General features: G+C 59.9%; 14 protein-coding genes, 4 tRNA genes and 1 pseudogene. 11 read left to right on the top strand and 8 right to left on the bottom strand.

The window, feature by feature from the left end; translation table 11 throughout:
• The first annotated feature begins 206 nt into the window (after positions 1-206).
• Complete coding sequence (locus EDC38_RS04975; RefSeq protein WP_123637554.1) at positions 207-1,742, top strand: putative bifunctional diguanylate cyclase/phosphodiesterase; 1,536 nt, start codon at positions 207-209, stop codon at positions 1,740-1,742.
• Entirely contained in the window at positions 1,742-3,286 is a 1,545-nt protein-coding gene (locus tag EDC38_RS04970; protein WP_123637553.1) for an alpha/beta fold hydrolase, read from the top strand. Before EDC38_RS04975 ends, EDC38_RS04970 begins: the two co-directional genes overlap by 1 nt.
• Positions 3,287-3,376: 90 nt before the next feature.
• Here EDC38_RS04970 and EDC38_RS04965 read toward each other — a convergent pair.
• Positions 3,377-3,452, bottom strand: a tRNA-Asn gene (locus EDC38_RS04965).
• A gap of 241 nt (positions 3,453-3,693) precedes the next feature.
• Between EDC38_RS04965 and EDC38_RS04960 the strand changes: the two genes are divergently transcribed.
• Both EDC38_RS04960 and EDC38_RS04955 read left to right on the top strand, forming a co-directional pair.
• On the top strand, positions 3,694-4,317 hold the full coding sequence (locus tag EDC38_RS04960) for a DNA-J related domain-containing protein (RefSeq protein ID WP_123637552.1): 624 nt from the start codon (positions 3,694-3,696) through the stop codon (positions 4,315-4,317).
• Positions 4,318-4,320: 3 nt separating this feature from the next.
• On the top strand, positions 4,321-5,073 hold the full coding sequence (locus EDC38_RS04955) for a methyltransferase domain-containing protein (protein WP_123637551.1): 753 nt from the start codon (positions 4,321-4,323) through the stop codon (positions 5,071-5,073).
• A gap of 6 nt (positions 5,074-5,079) precedes the next feature.
• Here the strand turns inward: EDC38_RS04955 and EDC38_RS04950 are convergent, their stop codons facing one another.
• The 6 genes from EDC38_RS04950 to EDC38_RS04925 all read right to left on the bottom strand — a co-directional run bounded on the left by EDC38_RS04950 (position 5,080) and on the right by EDC38_RS04925 (position 8,186).
• On the bottom strand, positions 5,080-6,111 hold the full coding sequence (locus tag EDC38_RS04950; RefSeq protein WP_170162853.1) for a class I SAM-dependent methyltransferase: 1,032 nt from the start codon (positions 6,109-6,111) through the stop codon (positions 5,080-5,082).
• Entirely contained in the window at positions 6,104-6,799 is a 696-nt protein-coding gene (locus EDC38_RS04945; protein ID WP_342769059.1) for a pseudouridine synthase, read from the bottom strand. The genes EDC38_RS04950 and EDC38_RS04945 overlap by 8 nt, the downstream gene beginning before the upstream one ends.
• Before the next feature lie 10 nt (positions 6,800-6,809).
• Positions 6,810-7,658, bottom strand: a complete 849-nt coding sequence (gene folD / locus EDC38_RS04940) for a bifunctional methylenetetrahydrofolate dehydrogenase/methenyltetrahydrofolate cyclohydrolase FolD (protein WP_123637549.1) — start codon at positions 7,656-7,658, stop codon at positions 6,810-6,812.
• A gap of 112 nt (positions 7,659-7,770) precedes the next feature.
• A tRNA-His gene (locus tag EDC38_RS04935) sits at positions 7,771-7,846 on the bottom strand.
• Between the two features lie 161 nt (positions 7,847-8,007).
• Positions 8,008-8,084, bottom strand: a tRNA-Arg gene (locus tag EDC38_RS04930).
• Between the two features lie 25 nt (positions 8,085-8,109).
• A tRNA-Pro gene (locus EDC38_RS04925) sits at positions 8,110-8,186 on the bottom strand.
• A 175-nt stretch (positions 8,187-8,361) separates the two neighbouring features.
• Here EDC38_RS04925 and EDC38_RS04920 point away from each other — a divergent pair.
• The 7 genes from EDC38_RS04920 to EDC38_RS04890 all read left to right on the top strand — a co-directional run bounded on the left by EDC38_RS04920 (position 8,362) and on the right by EDC38_RS04890 (position 14,055).
• On the top strand, positions 8,362-8,898 hold the full coding sequence (locus tag EDC38_RS04920) for a flavin reductase family protein (protein ID WP_123637548.1): 537 nt from the start codon (positions 8,362-8,364) through the stop codon (positions 8,896-8,898).
• A 488-nt stretch (positions 8,899-9,386) separates the two neighbouring features.
• Positions 9,387-10,406, top strand: coding sequence for an NAD(P)H-dependent glycerol-3-phosphate dehydrogenase (locus EDC38_RS04915; RefSeq protein ID WP_123637547.1), 1,020 nt, complete (start codon positions 9,387-9,389; stop codon positions 10,404-10,406).
• Positions 10,406-10,744 (top strand): DUF4389 domain-containing protein, encoded by a 339-nt coding sequence (locus tag EDC38_RS04910; RefSeq protein WP_123637546.1) that lies wholly within the window; start codon positions 10,406-10,408, stop codon positions 10,742-10,744. Before EDC38_RS04915 ends, EDC38_RS04910 begins: the two co-directional genes overlap by 1 nt.
• A gap of 9 nt (positions 10,745-10,753) precedes the next feature.
• Positions 10,754-11,221, top strand: a complete 468-nt coding sequence (gene sixA, locus EDC38_RS04905; protein ID WP_123637545.1) for a phosphohistidine phosphatase SixA — start codon at positions 10,754-10,756, stop codon at positions 11,219-11,221.
• 56 nt (positions 11,222-11,277) lie between these two features.
• Entirely contained in the window at positions 11,278-12,177 is a 900-nt protein-coding gene (locus tag EDC38_RS04900; protein WP_170162852.1) for a substrate-binding periplasmic protein, read from the top strand.
• Complete coding sequence (locus tag EDC38_RS04895; RefSeq protein WP_123637543.1) at positions 12,174-13,055, top strand: alpha/beta fold hydrolase; 882 nt, start codon at positions 12,174-12,176, stop codon at positions 13,053-13,055. The genes EDC38_RS04900 and EDC38_RS04895 overlap by 4 nt, the downstream gene beginning before the upstream one ends.
• Positions 13,056-13,095: 40 nt before the next feature.
• Positions 13,096-14,055 (top strand): DUF4892 domain-containing protein, encoded by a 960-nt coding sequence (locus tag EDC38_RS04890; RefSeq protein WP_123637542.1) that lies wholly within the window; start codon positions 13,096-13,098, stop codon positions 14,053-14,055.
• A gap of 21 nt (positions 14,056-14,076) precedes the next feature.
• Here EDC38_RS04890 and folE read toward each other — a convergent pair.
• Positions 14,077-14,619 (bottom strand): annotated as a pseudogene (gene folE / locus EDC38_RS04885) (GTP cyclohydrolase I FolE); the annotation flags it as partial.
• Between the last annotated feature and the right edge of the window lie 174 nt (positions 14,620-14,793).

Genomic DNA, 14,793 nt, shown 5'->3' with positions numbered 1-14,793 from the left:
GGAGCGCCGAGATGGGCGCTCGTAGGGGCGAAACTCCCGTCACTGCGCAGCCCTCGGCGGACACCTGCGCCTAGTATAGCAACGGGCAGTCGCTATAACAGTGATTGCCATAGTCTATTGTGGAGCAAAAAAGCGCCGACATATGGTCGCATCGTTCTATGGCTGCTATCCTCAAGTCAAGCCTGTTGAAGTGATACTGACCATTTATGACCCCAGTACGGATAGCCCTGATCTACCTCGCGCTCGCCTCCTTGTGGATATTGCTATCCGACCGGGTGCTGTACTGGTTGGTCGCCGCAGACTCCACCAGCTTCCTGTTCTGGCAGACCACCAAAGGCTGGCTGTTTGTCATCGCCTCCAGCGTCATCATTTACCTGCTGGCCTTTCGGCTGAACTGGGCGCTCTCCCGGCAGCTCGATCTGAAACGCCGACACCTGTCGCTCGTGCGCCGCAAAGCCTACACCGATTACCTGACGGGATTGCCGAACCGCCGCTTCGGCCTGCGGGTCATGCGGCGGTTGCTGGGGCAGGCCGAACGCAGCGACAAAGGTTTCTGTGTCATTCTGCTGGACCTGGATGACTTCAAGCAGGTCAATGACAGTCTGGGCCACAGGGCGGGGGATCAACTGATCGTCGCGCTTGCCGAGCGGCTCAAGGCCCAGCTCGGCCTTGGTGAGCACCTGGTGCGCCAGGGCGGCGATGAGTTTCTGATGATGTGCGCCGGTACCGAAAGCCGCCATCGGGTGGCGGCCCGTGCCGGTGCGCTGCTCGAAGCACTGACCGAGCCGGTTACGCTTGATGGTATGGAGCTGACCGTCACCGCCAGTGCCGGGGTGGCCTGCTATCCGGATGATGGTCGACAGCTGTTGGGCCTGATGCGCAGCGTCGATCTGGCGTTGCATCACAGCAAAAAATACAAACACTGCTTCAACTTTTATCAACCGGAAATGGCCACCAGCCTGCAGCATCGCTTTGATCTTCAACAGAAGTTGCGCGAAGCGCTGGATGAGAATGGGTTGGAGGTTTTCTTCCAGCCGGTGTACGAGCCGGTTGAGGGGCGCTGCACCGGCTCCGAAGCCCTGGTGCGTTGGCGCACGGCGGAAGGGTTTATTTCACCGGCGGACTTTATTCCGGTCGCGGAGCAGAGCGGGCAGATCCGAAAACTGGGAATGATGGTGCTCAGAAAAGCGTTTTCCCACACCGTCGCCTTGATCAAGGAGAGTGGGCAGGCGCTGACCATCTCGGTAAACGTCTCCCCCAAACAGTTTGTGCACGGGTACATCGTCAGTGACCTGCAACAGGCGTTGCACGAATCCGGCATCGACCCGCGGTGCGTGATTCTGGAAATCACCGAAGGCGTGCTACTGAATAACGTGATCGAAGCGGCGGAAGTTCTCAATCAATTGACCGACCTGGGGGTCGCCATCTCCATGGATGACTTTGGTCAGGGCTACTCGTCACTCAGTTACCTGCGCCAACACCCCTTCAGTTATCTGAAAATTGATCGCAGCTTTGTGCAGGGCATGGACCAGTCCCGGCAGGATCGAGCTCTGGTGGAAGCGAGTGTGGCCATGGCTCAGGCACTCAATCTGAAAGTCGTGGCCGAAGGCGTGGAAACGCAAACCCAGAGTCTGGCGTTGGAAGGCCTGGGTGTGGACTACCTGCAAGGCTTTTGGCTGGCCCGTCCCATGCCGGGCGATGAATACCGGGCTCTGGTTCTGCAGCAAACGGTCAACGCTTGATGCGCAAACTCTGGTGGATATGGGTCTTGTGTTTGGGCATTGCGGGCGCGGCGGCCACCTGTTGGTTTATTGACGTTTCCCCTGAAACGATAACGGCCAGAGCGACGGAATCGACGCCTGATAATGCACCGGCAATTGCTACGGACTATGAGCTCCGTTACCGCCGTTGCGACTTCCAGAGCCACTGGCGTAAAGACGTCCGCTGCGCCGACCTGTTGACGCCCGGCTATGCGACCGACTCGGGTGAGCAGCGTTTTCACCTGCCGGTGGTCATCCTCCGTTCCAGTTCGGCCGAGCGACGGGACGACCCGGTGATCTACTTGCCCGGCGGCCCCGGTGGTTCGGCCGGACTCGACAAACACAGCATCGAATTCTGGCAGTCCTGGCAGGAATACAGCAATCTGCACCGTGACCTGATTCTGATGGATCGGCGCGGCGTGGGGCAAAGCGAGCCCGCACTGACCTGCCCGGAGTATGACATCTACAGTGAGCAGGCCGTTGCTCAGCATATTGAGCCGCAGCGGGAAGCGCGGGAAGCCGCCGAGTTGCTGCAAGCCTGTTTTGCGGACTTGGAGGCTGCGGGGCACTTTCGTCAGGATCAGTTTGGTACCCGGCAAAGCGCCGCCGATCTGGCTGCACTGATGCGCCTCTTGCCCTACGACCAGTTCAATCTGATCGGCGTGTCCTACGGTACGCGCCTCGCTCTGGCGACCGTAGCGTTGAACCCTGAAGAGCCGCCGCCGGTGCGAACATTGGTTCTGGATGCGCTCTACCCACCGGACCAGGGTGGGTTGATCAGTTGGCCCGGTGTGGTAACCCAAAGCATTGAGCGTTTCATCCGCTGGTGCCAAGGGCGCCAGGGCTGCGCCGAGTCGGTGCCGGACCTGAACGCCTTGCTGATGCAGGCCCTCAAAACGCTGGAGAGTCAGCCGTTGGAATTGTCCGTGGACAGTTGGTACCGAACGGAATCCATCGAAGTGGTACTGGACGATCACCGAATGATGACCACGGTATTCAGCGCCCTGTATAACCATGGCGATTGGCCGATGATTGTCGAGGCGCTGCAGGGGGTTGTGAGCGAAGAGCCCGAACGAGTGACCCCGCTGGTGGAGTCTTTTATCAACCAGGCGTTGGAGGGCGGCCTATCAAGGCTGACGTTCATGGCAGTGGACTGCTTTGATCATACGCTGGGCACCGAGGTCGCCTACAATGCCGAGTTGGCCCGTTACCCACGCTACGCCGCCTATATGGATCGTTGGGACAGTTACATCTGTCGCTGGTTGGGCTCCGCCGATGAACCTCTGCCACCCCTCGAACCGCCCGCCACACCTACGCTGATATTGGCCGGCGAACTGGACCCCGTCACACCGGCGCAATGGTCTCGCGATGTGTCCCGTCGCTGGCCAGAGGCCCAGCTCTATATTGCCGAAGAAGTCGGCCACTCGGTGATATGGTCGGACACCTGTGTAGAGTCAGCACTGGGCCGTTTTCTGGATCACCCGGAGCAGGAGTGGACGCCGGAGTGCGAGGCTGAAGTGGAATAACTGTATGAAAGTGTCGTGGGAGGTTAATCAACAAGCATAAAAAAACCACCCGAGGTGGGTGGTTTCTGGTCTAGCGTTTGGCTAGTAATTTGGCTCCGCCTGCTGGGCTCGAACCAGCGACCCAATGATTAACAGTCATTTGCTCTACCAACTGAGCTAAGGCGGAGTGGCGCCTTCCTGTCTGGAAGTGGTGCGTATCCTATAGTCCGGATTTGGATCGGTCAACCCTTTTTTCAGAAAAAAGTGCCCCTTTTGGGGTGGCCTGGTGACGGTTTGTGCAATTTGGGTGTTCTCTGTGCACTTTGGGTAATAACTGGTGCTTTTTCAACGGGTTAGATTGAGTGGGCTGGTGCCTGGCGTCGGGTCTTCTGCTGGTAATCCAGGCCGCTTTCCCTATACTGGCGGCTATGACTGAACAGACACAAAGGCTGCCCGACGAGGGGGAGCGCAACCCGCTGATCGGCCCCGTTCGGGAGCTACTGCAGGCCGCCCAGGGGGTGGCCCAGACCGAGTTTACCCTGATCAAAGGCCTCAAGACCCGGGGGCTGGTGGATCGGGACTACAGTTTTCATCCGCTGACCCTGTTCCGGGTGCACTTTCAGGTGTTCAACGCCCTGCATCGGCTCCAGGAGGAGTTTGCCTGCCAGGGGCAGGCGCTGGTGATCTCGCCCCTGGCGATCTATCTGCGGCCGCTGGCGGACGGGGAGAGTGCCCGGGCGGTATCCGAGGCGGAGGCGGGGCCCTTACGCGAGTTCTACCTGGATTGGTCGTATTACGACAACGCGACCGAAGAGACGGTGGTAGAACTGCTGGCGGGTTTCTGGAAGCGTCTGGGGCAGGGGGCGGCTCCCTCCGACCAGGAGCGGGCCGATGCCCTGGCAACGCTGGAGCTGACCGACCCGGTTACCCGGGAGGAAATCAAGCAGCGCTACCGTCGTCTGGCGATGGACCACCATCCGGATCGGGGCGGCTCCGAGCGACGTCTGCAGCAGATCAACGCTGCCATGGCGGTACTAGGGCGGGGTCGCTAGCCGGTGGCGCTGTTCTGGTTGCGCCAACAGGGTGAGGATCGCTACGAGGTCCGCCGGGCGGGCAACAGTCTGCGCCTGTACACCAACGGCGTATTCCACAGTCAGTACAATCCCGCCGAGCCGGTAACCGGCAGCGTCTGGGACCTGTTGTTGCTGCCCGCTTTTGCACTCCGGTCTGGGCGTCCGTCGCGGGTGTTGCTGCTGGGCGTTGGCGGTGGCGCTGTGGTGTGCCAGCTCAACCGGTTTCTGAGCCCGGACCTGATTGTCGGGATTGAGTTGAACCCGGTCCATTTGCAGGTGGCGCGAGAGGTGTTCGGTGCCTCGGCAGCCAATGTCTGCCTGCTTGAGGCGGACGCGCGGGAGTGGTTGGCACAGTATCGGGGGCCGGGGTTTGATCTGGTGATTGATGACCTGTTCGGCCATGTGGGCGGCGAAGCAGAGCGCGCCATTGCGGCTGATGCAAACTGGTGCAGCGCCCTCTGGTCGGTGGTGGCGCCGGGCGGTGCTCTGGTGATGAATTTTGAGAGTGAGGCGCAGTTGCTTGCGTCGGCGCTCTGCAAAGATCGCGTTATCCGCCGACTCTGGGCCGAGGCGCAGCGCCTTAGCACGCAGCATTACGCCAATGCTATTGGGGCCTTCTTTCGGCAGGCGCCGGAGTGGGAGACGTTTGAAGCCCGGTTGCAGGTGCATCCCGAACTGGACCAGCGGCGGGCGCAATGCCGGCTGCGGTATCGCCGCAAGGCCTTGGGGGGTTGATCGGGGTTAGCGGCGGAGCTCAATCACTTTGAAACCGTCCCGGTCAGCCAGTACCTCGGCGTGCGTAAAGAGGCCGCGGGCTTTCTGTTCCAGGGGAATAAACCGGTTCACCACAAACCAGGCTCGACCATTGGGCGTCAGGTGGGTGTGGGCACTGCGTAAAAACCGGTCGGTCAAATCCCCGCTGACACCGAACCCGTGATGAAAGGGCGGGTTGCACAGCACGGCATCAAAGGTGTCGGTAATGCGCTCGCCACAGTCGGCGCCGATCACTTCGGCGGGAATACCATTGTGTTCGGCATTGTAGGCCGCCATGGCCAGGGCGGCAGCATTATTGTCGGTCAACACTCTCCGCTTCAGTGGCAGGCGCTGAGTCATAAGCCCCAGATAGCCGTAGCCGCAGCCGAGGTCCAGCAGGGTTTCAGCGACGGAAGTCTGCAGACGGGGCGCCGCCTGTTCCCACAACATGGCACTGCCCCGGTCCCGTTTCTGCCAGCCGAACAGCCCCGGTTTGCTGAAAAACTGAACGTCATCGTCGGTGAAAATGGGGCGGGGAATGGTGTAGTCGCTGTCATCCAGTGGCGTTGCCAGGCTATCGGACCGGACCAGGCGCGCGACGTAGAGTTGCCCCATTTTTTTGGCCTTCTCGCGCTGGCCCAGATACGCGGAGGCTTTGTCGATATAGGTTTTGGTGCCGTCGGTTTTGTGCCCGCACAGGACCAGCTCACCACCGGGCTTCAGGCAGCGGCCGGCTTCGTTGATGATGTGGTGCACGACCGGTTTTTCTTTGGAGACGCGATAGAATACTCGATCCAGTGAACCGTCGGCCCGAGGCGAGAAATCAAAATCACTGAAGTGGGTATTCAGGCCGGCGTGGCGGGTGAGTTCGGACTGATCCCAACGGTTGGTGATCACGCTGAGGGATGAAGCGTTTGGCAGGGTGTCGCCCTGGGCGTGCTCATCCAGACACCAGAGGCTGGCCATTCCCCGGGCCGAATGGATCTGTTCCAGAAGCCATTGAGAGGCGCTGTCAGACACGGGCGATCTCATCCTCGGTCAGCGAGCGGAAGTCGCCGGGTGCCAGTTCGGGGTCGAGCACAATGCCACCCACGGCGAGCCGGTGCAGTTCGACGACCCGATTTCCCGTGGCGGCGAACATGCGTTTGACCTGATGGTAGCGACCTTCCTGAAGTGTGACTCGGGCCCGCCGCTCGTCCAGTTGTTCCAGAGTGGCCGGCAGGGTCGGCTTGCTTTCATTGTTAAGCAGAATACCGTCGGCAAACTGTTTGGCGATATCCGGCGCAATAGGGTCGGCGGTGGTGACGTCATACACCTTGGCGCAGGCGCGCCGGGGGGAGGTGATCCGGTGGTTCCAGGCGCCGTCGTCGGTCAACAGCAGCAGGCCGGTCGTGTCTTTATCCAGGCGGCCGACAATCTGAAGGCCGTCCGCCAATGCCGGCGGCAGCAGATCCAGCACGCAGGGCTGGCTGCTGTCCTGGGTGGCACTTAGGGTGCCAGCGGGTTTGTGCAGCATCAGGTAGCGGGCCCGGGGGAGGGCGAGAGGTTCGCCGTCCAGCGTCACCTGCTCGTTCCCCGTCAGTGCCTGGCTGACACTTTTGGTAGTGACGCCATTGACCTGCACCCGCTTGCCGTAGAGGGCGATGCGCACACCCTTGCGGGAAAGGCCGGTGCATTGGCTGATGTATTTGTCCAGGCGCATGGCCATGCCGAACTCGCTACTGGCCGATGCTCTTTTCGCCGGACTCTACGGTCTGGTAAATCAGGGTGTTGATGGTCATGGGGCCGACGCCGCCGGGCACCGGGGTGTAGGCGCTGACCCGGTCGACCAGGGGTTCGAGTTCAATGTCGCCCACTTTTTCCGGGTGGTAGCCGGCATCGACCACCACGGCGCCGTCTTTGATCCAGTCCGCTTTGATGAATTCCGGGCGGCCAACCGCGCCCACGACGATGTCGGCCTGGCGAACCAGTTCGGGCAGGTTTTTGGTGCGCGAGTGACAGATGGTGACGGTGGCGTTGGCGCCGAGCAGCATCATGGCCATGGGCTTGCCCAGAATGGCGCTGCGACCGACCACGACCGCGTGCTTGCCTTCCAGTTCGATGTCGTAGGCTTCCAGCAGGCGCATGATGCCTTTGGGGGTCGCACAGCCGTAGGCTTCTTCGCCCATGCTCATCCGGCCAAAGCCGAGACAGGTGACGCCGTCGACGTCTTTTTCCAGGCTGATGGCATCGAAGCAGCGACGTTCGTCAATCTGCTCGGGTACCGGGTGCTGCAGCAGAATGCCGTGCACGTTGGGGTCGTTGTTCAGCTCATCGATTTTGGCCAGCAGTTCGTCGGTGCTGGTGCTCGCGGGCAGCTCGATGCGCAGGGATTCCATCCCGATGCGCTCGCAGGCGTTGCCTTTCATTTTTACGTAGGTGGCGGAGGCGGGGTCATCGCCGACCAGAATGGTGGCGAGAATCGGGGCCTGGCCATTGCTGCGGGCCTTGAGATCGGCAACGCGCTGGGCGAGCTCCTGCTCGGTTTTTTTGGCGAGGGCTTTACCGTCGAGAATCTGTGCTGGCATGGACCGAATTCCTCATGCTGGGCTGGAGTAGAAAAGGGCGCTATTGTCCCACAGTGCTCCGCTCAGGCAAAGCGCCGTTGTAGTGTTGCAGGGGAATCAGAAAGGGGGGAAGTGGGGTGGCTGACGGGGCTCGAACCCGCGACAACTGGAATCACAATCCAGGACTCTACCAACTGAGCTACAGCCACCATTGCAAGGTGTTGTCCCCGATTGCCGGGGTCAATTTCAGGGCGCGTACTCTACCGAAGTTTTCGGTATGAATCCAGACCTTTGAGGTCTTACCCTGATACAGGTTTGTCGTCTGACGAGCCTTCCGATCTTTCAGTGGATTCATTGCCCCACTTGAAGATGGCGCGCCCGGCAGGACTCGAACCTGCGACCACCCGCTTAGAAGGCGGGTGCTCTATCCAGCTGAGCTACGGGCGCATGGCTGGGAAATCTCGCAGGCGAGTGGTCGGAGTGGAGGGATTCGAACCCCCGACATTCTGCTCCCAAAGCAGACGCGCTACCAGGCTGCGCTACACTCCGCCGTAGACCGAATGGCCATCCAGTGGACGCCGTCATTCGCGAGGTGCGCATAATACCGATGGTACCCCACCGCGTCAACGGTAATTTGGTCTCGCAAGGTTCGGGCGTTCAGTGGCACTTGTGTCTGTCACGGCGGCTAGTCAGAATAGCGGCTTACCAGATGTGAGGAGTAAGCATGCAGGATACCCCCAAGCAACAAGAGGTCGATCACCCGCAAGAGGCCGAACTGGGTATGGCCATGAAGATGGGGATGCGTCGCCTGGCCTCCGGCGTATCGGTGTTATCCACCCGTTCGGACGATGGTGAGCGTCATGCGATGACGGTCTCTTCGGTGACCTCGGTCTCAGACAATCCCGCGTCCTTGTTGGTCTGTGTGAACAAACAAGTGGCGCTGGAAGGGCATCTATCCACGCCAGGCACGCCTTTTGCCATCAATATCCTGGGGTCTGATCAGCAGGCCATCTCCAATCGGTGTGCCGGTTTCGAGGGCGATCAACCGCGCTTCAGTATCGGGGACTGGCGTCAGGGGCGGGATGAGGTGCCTTACCTGGCGGACGCCCAGGCGACCTTCTTCTGCGAGTCGGACCAGATTATGACTTATGGCACCCACCATATCGTGGTGGCCCGGATTCACGAAGTGAAGCTCGGTGAGCTGGCGGTAGACCCGCTGATATATGTCGATGGCGGCTACGGCGTGCTGGCGCCCCGCTGAAACTCGGGAGGTGTTTGGCGATGGCTTCGGTGCGCCTCGTTCGGGCGCACGGATGGCGTCAAAGTGATCCCGAAAGCGCGCAATAATACGCTTGCTTTATGAAAGTTTTGTGGCTACGGGAGTTTCGCGGTTAAGGTTCACTAACTGGTTTATGCACATTAGCAGTGCGGTACTTGTCAAGGGTTCCGACAGAGTGCGAAAACTTCGCTATATCCCTGGTTGACATTCGTAACATATTGATAAATAAAGAAAAAATTGAGCCGGTTATTTTTTGGACAATCTGTGCAACGGTCAGAGATGATGCGGCTTCGAGGCACTTTCCCAAAAAGTATCCACCAAGTTATCCACAGAAAATGTGGACAAGAAAAATGTGAATTTTTTATGTCTCCAACCCGCCTTCCTTGAATAGGTGGGTTGTCATCTCCCGGCCCGCCGAAGCGGGCTACACTTTAAAGCGATCGGTATCAATGCAGGACGGATCTAATCCTATGACCCAAAAGCTCACGGTGGCCGTACTCGGAGGCGGAAGCTTCGGAACGGCCATTGCCAATATCATTGCCGAGAACGGCGTTCGCACCTTTCTCTGGATGCGGGACTCCGCCAGTGCCACCGAGACCCAGTCAACGCGGGAGAATCGGCGCTACCTGCCGGGGCAGCGTCTGGCTGACGGCCTGGAGGTGACGTCGGATCTGACCCGGGCGGTGTCCGACAGTGACCTGGTGTTCGTATCGATTCCCAGCCATTCCTTTCGGGCAGTCACCCGACAGATTGCGCCGCTGCTGCGCAAAGAGGCGATGGTGATCAGTACGGCGAAGGGCATTGAGCCGGAGGGCTTCACCCTGATGAGCCAGGTTCTCGAGCAGGAGTTGCCCGACCACGCCATTGGCGTGCTCAGCGGTCCGAATTTCGCCAAGGAAATTGTCGCCCGACAGCAGACCGGTACCGTGGTGGCGAGCGAGAGCGAGGCGTTGATCCAACAGGTGCAGAGTTGCCTGCGCTCGGAGACCTTCCGGGTCTATGCCAACCCCGATCGCTACGGAGTGGAACTTGGTGGCGCACTGAAGAACATTTATGCCATTGTGTGTGGCATGGCCGCTGCCCTTGGGGCGGGGCATAACACCCAGGCGATGCTGTTGACCCGAAGCCTGGCGGAAATGGGGCGTTTTGCTGCCGCCATGGGGGCGAACCCGATGACCTTTCTGGGGTTGGCGGGTGTGGGCGATCTGATCCTCACCTGCACCTCGGACCTGAGCCGTAATTACCGGGTAGGCTACGCGCTCGGGCAGGGACAGCCTCTGGAGGAGGTCATCCAGGGGCTGGGGCAGGTGGCGGAGGGGGTCAACACCCTGCGCCAGGTCAAACAGAAGGCGGACGAGCTGGGTGTTTATATGCCTCTGGTTTCGGGGCTATTTGCGGTACTATTCGAAGGTGAGGCAATCGCCGATGTCGCCCGGAAACTGATGTTGGGTGAACAAAACCACGACGTGGAATATATGGGAGCAGACTGATGGATAGCGAAACTCTGAAAACCAATGTGACCTCGGGCAAGCATTGGCTGCGGCTGGTCTATATGCTGTTGTTTGCCGTACTGCTTTATGTCGCCGGGGTGGTTATGGGGGTTGTGATCGTCCTGCAATTCCTGTTTGCACTGCTGACCGGAAGCCCCAACCGGAATCTGCGCCAGTTTGGAAAGTCGCTGGCGCTGTATATTTATCGCGCTCTGGAGTTTCTCACCTACAGTAGCGATGACAAGCCATTTCCATTCAGTGACTGGCCGGAGGCTGAGTCACCAGCACCCCGACAAGACGAGCGGGAAGAGACCGGCGACGATCATTCGCGCAACTGAGGTGTCTGAATGAAAACCCTGTTCATTATGCGTCACGGTCAGGCTCAGACCAAAGCGTCATCGGATGCCGAGCGCCCCCTGACCGCCCGGGGTGAGGCGGATGTCGAGCGGGTGGCCAACGCGCTGAGCGACGAGCTGTCCGATCTGGATCAGTTGTGGGTCAGCCCTTACCGCCGCGCCCGGCAGACGGCCGCAATCGTCAATCAGGTCCTTGGCCGCGGGGCCGAGCCGGTCGAGACCGAGCTGCTCACCCCGGAGGCCGACCTCGAGGCGCTGTGTGCCCAGTTGCAGGCCTGTGAGGAGGATAACCTGATGCTGGTCAGTCACATGCCATTGGTCGGCGATCTTATTCATTATCTGACTGGCGCCGAACCGGGTCGCTATACCATGGGTACGGCGTCCGTCGCCTGTCTGACCCTGGATGTGGTCGCCGGTGGTGTCGGAGAATTACGCTGGCTCCGTCACCGGGAAGACTGATAATGGTGGTTCCGGTGGCGACCTGGTCTCGAATGCTGTGTTCCGGAATTGCCACCTTGATCCTATGGAGTGGAGCCTCGCTGGCGTCGACCGAAGGCGGCGAGCCGCTGGTGGTGCGCTACCCGGATATGAGCAGCCCCCTGGACCAGCGAAACGACTATTTCGAGCAACTGCTACGCTTGGCTCTGGAGAAAACGCGGGACGATTTCGGCGATTACCGTCTGCAGGCGGTGCCCTTGCGCGTTCCCCAGGGGCGTATCCTCCGATTGCTTTCCGCAGGCGAAAAGATCGACGTGCTCTGGAGTATGACCACGCGCAATCGCGAGCGCCACTTAAGGCCTGTGCGCATCCCACTGACCAAGGGGATGGCGGGTTACCGGTTGCTGGTGGTCAGAAGCGACGATCACGCCCGTTTTGCCGATGCGACGACTCTGGAAGCACTCGCCCGACATGTCGCCGGGCAAGCGGCGGATTGGCCGGATACCGATATCCTTCGGCACAATGAGCTGCCCGTTACCACGAGTGGTTATTTTTCCCTGTTCACCATGTTGCGGCACGGACGCATTGATTATATCCCCCGCGCTCTGAATGAACCCTGGGCGGAAGTGGCGCAGCGTCCGGAACTTGATCTTAAGGTCGAGCCGAGGCTGTTGCTGCACTACCCGGCGGCCAGTTATTTTTTCGTGCGTCGTCAGAACGCGGCACTTGCGCAACGGCTGGAGCAGGGGCTCGAGCGGGCGATCGCGGATGGCAGTTTTGATGAGCTGTTCTTTCAGCACCCGAGTCAGCGCCCGATTTTTGAGCGCGCGGAATTGTCCGAGCGCCACGTGCTGAAACTGACCAATCCTCTGCTGCCGGAGCGCACGCCTCTGGATCGTTCCGAGTTGTGGTGGCACCCCGACATGACGGACGATGTCATCGCTGATTCGGCGCAGCATAAAGTGGGTCGCCCATGAGTCGCGAGCGGACCTTTTCTCTCCCGGGTATGACCCTGGCGGCCCAGGAGTGGGGTGAGCCGGGCGGTGAACCGATTCTGGCGCTGCACGGTTGGCTTGATAACAGCGCCACCTTCAATGCGCTGGCGCCGCTGCTTCCAGATACCCACATCGTCGCGCTGGATCTCGCGGGACACGGTCGCAGCGGACACCGCGCCGGTGTCGGCCCCTATAATATCTGGGAAGATGTTTCGGAGTTGTTTGAGGTGGCGGATCAACTGGGGTGGGACCGGTTTTCGCTGCTGGGGCACTCGCGCGGCGGGATTATCGGCATGATAGCGGCGGGCACGTTTCCCGAACGTATTACCCGGTTGGCCCTGATTGAAGCGCTGTGGCCGGAAGTGCATCAACCCCAGGCGGCCCCGCGACAACTGGCCCGCTCGATCCTGGAGATGAGTGCTTTGCGGAGTAAACCGCTCAGTGTGTACCGGGATCTGGCCCGGGCGGCCAAAGCGCGTGCCAGAGGCATGTTTCCGCTGAGTATCGACGCGGCCCGGGCGCTGACCGAGCGTGGGACCAAAGCCGTTGATGGCGGCTACTCCTGGAGTACCGATCAACGGCTGCTCGCGCCGTCTGCGATAAAACTGACCGAGGATTATATCGAGGCGTTTCTTACCAGTGCCACGGCGGATATGGCAATGATTCTCGGGCGGGACGGCATTCCGCGATTATTCAGTCATTATCGGGAGGCTCTGCAGCGGTTTCCCGATCGGCTCGACTGGATTGAGTTGCCCGGAGGGCATCACCTGCATCTGGAATCCCAGGCGCCACAGGTGGCCGAATGTTTACGCCGGTTTTTCAACGGCCAGGCGTTGGGATGGAATGAACTCCCCCAATGAATAGCTCCACTCGGTGGTCCGATCTTGATGGGAGAATGACATGCGATTGAAGTGTTATCGCACCCTGCCTTTTGTTTTGTCGATGGCGCTGACGGGGTGGGCTCTTTTGCTGGCCGCAACCGGTGCGGTTGCGCAGAATGGTACGCAAGTACCGGAACTTCTGGGGTTGGAGGATTTTCCGGAAGCCCGGGTCATGATGCGTGAGTACCGCCCGGATCAGACGTATGTACTGGCGCTGTCCACCTTCAAGAAAGTCGGCGGAACCTGGTCGGCGGAGCGGGAGCAACGAGTCCAGGGCAATGTCCTCAGCCGCACGCTCGAGTTGCCGTCGGGTTTTAGTGCTCGCGAAGGTTTCCGGTTTTACGAAGAGCAGTTGACCAGCGGTCGTGCCCGCGAGCTGTTTGCCTGTGAGGAGCGTGAGTGCGGCGGGAGTATCAACTGGGCCAACAACCACTTCAACGTGATTCAGCTATACGGTCTGGATCAATTCCAGTACTACAGTGTGTATGAAATCGTGCGCGATGACACGGTTTATTACGCGAGCCTGTACTCTGTGCGTCGCGGGAACCGGCGGGTGTACGTCCAGTTGGACCTGGTGCAGATGCCGGAAGTGGATCGGCCGGCGCTGACCCTGAGTCCTGCGGTGCTGGGTGAGCGCTTGCGTGAGGCAGGCTATTTTGTGCTGCCCGGGTTTGATGTCGTGGGTTCGGCGCAGGATTGGCGGGTGTCGGTTTCCGAATCGGCCATCGATGCGCTGGCCACCCTGTTGCGGCAGGAATCCGGTTGGGTCGTGGCGCTGGTCGGCCATGACTACGGTGCGGACTCTCTGGAGGCGCAGCAATCCCAGTCGCTGCATTACGCCGAACAGGTGCGGGAAAAACTCAAAGCGCAGGGAGTCAGTGAGCAACGGATCCCGGTCTTTGGGTTGGGAAGTCTGTCTCCGGCGGGCAAGGGGGAGCGCAGCGCCCGGGTGGAGGTGGTGCGTTTACCCGAGCGCTGATTATCGGACGTTTGAACCTGGCTAGCGAAGCAGTGACAGAAATTCGGTGCGGGTCGCCTGATTGCTGCGGAAGGTGCCCAGCATGGCCGAGGTTTTCATCACCGAATTCTGTTTTTCCACGCCGCGCATCATCATGCACATGTGCTGTGCCTCGATGATCACGCCCACGCCCGAGGCGCCGGTGATGTTCTGGATGGATTCGGCAATCTGTACCGTAAGTTGCTCCTGAATCTGCAGTCTGCGCGCAAACATGTCCACAATCCGGGCCACCTTTGACAGACCCAACACATGCCCGGTGGGAATGTAGGCGACATGAGCCTTACCGATAAAGGGCAGCAGATGGTGCTCGCACAGGGAGTACAGCTCGATGTCCTTGACCATGATCATTTCGCTGGAGTCGGAGGGGAAGAGGGCGCCATTGACGACTTCCTCCAGGTCCTGCTCGTATCCTTTGGTCAAAAACTGGAAGGCTTTGGCGGCCCGCTTGGGGGTATCCACCAGTCCCGGACGTGTCAGATCTTCGCCGATGCCTTCAATAATCCGGGCAAAATGTTCTTTCATTGTCTGTTCCTCAACCCTGTAGGGGCCTGCAAGCTTATCAGGAGGGCGGCTACCCTACGTCAAGCGGCCAAATTGGTAAAGGGCTTTTTACGACCTGTCTATCGTTTGGGATCACCTGTCCCGATTGGGAGAAATGCGACCCACGGGTGCCTCAGAATCGGTACAATAGCGTTTTTT

Source organism: Marinimicrobium koreense, assembly GCF_003762925.1.
In the GTDB taxonomy this organism is placed as follows: Bacteria; Pseudomonadota; Gammaproteobacteria; order Pseudomonadales; family Cellvibrionaceae; genus Marinimicrobium; species Marinimicrobium koreense.
The sequence above is the reverse complement of the archived record's forward strand: the minus strand, read 5'-3'. Positions and strand labels throughout refer to the sequence as shown.

Bases quoted from the DNA above. Each gene is read 5' to 3' on its own strand.
- EDC38_RS04975 (WP_123637554.1), top strand. From the start codon at position 207: ATGACCCCAGTACGGATAGCCCTGATCTACCTCGCGCTCGCCTCCTTG.
- EDC38_RS04970 (WP_123637553.1), top strand. From the start codon at position 1,742: ATGCGCAAACTCTGGTGGATATGGGTCTTGTGTTTGGGCATTGCGGGC.
- EDC38_RS04960 (WP_123637552.1), top strand. From the start codon at position 3,694: ATGACTGAACAGACACAAAGGCTGCCCGACGAGGGGGAGCGCAACCCG.
- EDC38_RS04945 (WP_342769059.1), bottom strand. From the start codon at position 6,799: ATGGCCATGCGCCTGGACAAATACATCAGCCAATGCACCGGCCTTTCC.
- folD (WP_123637549.1), bottom strand. From the start codon at position 7,658: ATGCCAGCACAGATTCTCGACGGTAAAGCCCTCGCCAAAAAAACCGAG.
- EDC38_RS04920 (WP_123637548.1), top strand. From the start codon at position 8,362: ATGCAGGATACCCCCAAGCAACAAGAGGTCGATCACCCGCAAGAGGCC.
- EDC38_RS04915 (WP_123637547.1), top strand. From the start codon at position 9,387: ATGACCCAAAAGCTCACGGTGGCCGTACTCGGAGGCGGAAGCTTCGGA.
- EDC38_RS04910 (WP_123637546.1), top strand. From the start codon at position 10,406: ATGGATAGCGAAACTCTGAAAACCAATGTGACCTCGGGCAAGCATTGG.
- sixA (WP_123637545.1), top strand. From the start codon at position 10,754: ATGAAAACCCTGTTCATTATGCGTCACGGTCAGGCTCAGACCAAAGCG.
- EDC38_RS04895 (WP_123637543.1), top strand. From the start codon at position 12,174: ATGAGTCGCGAGCGGACCTTTTCTCTCCCGGGTATGACCCTGGCGGCC.
- EDC38_RS04890 (WP_123637542.1), top strand. From the start codon at position 13,096: ATGCGATTGAAGTGTTATCGCACCCTGCCTTTTGTTTTGTCGATGGCG.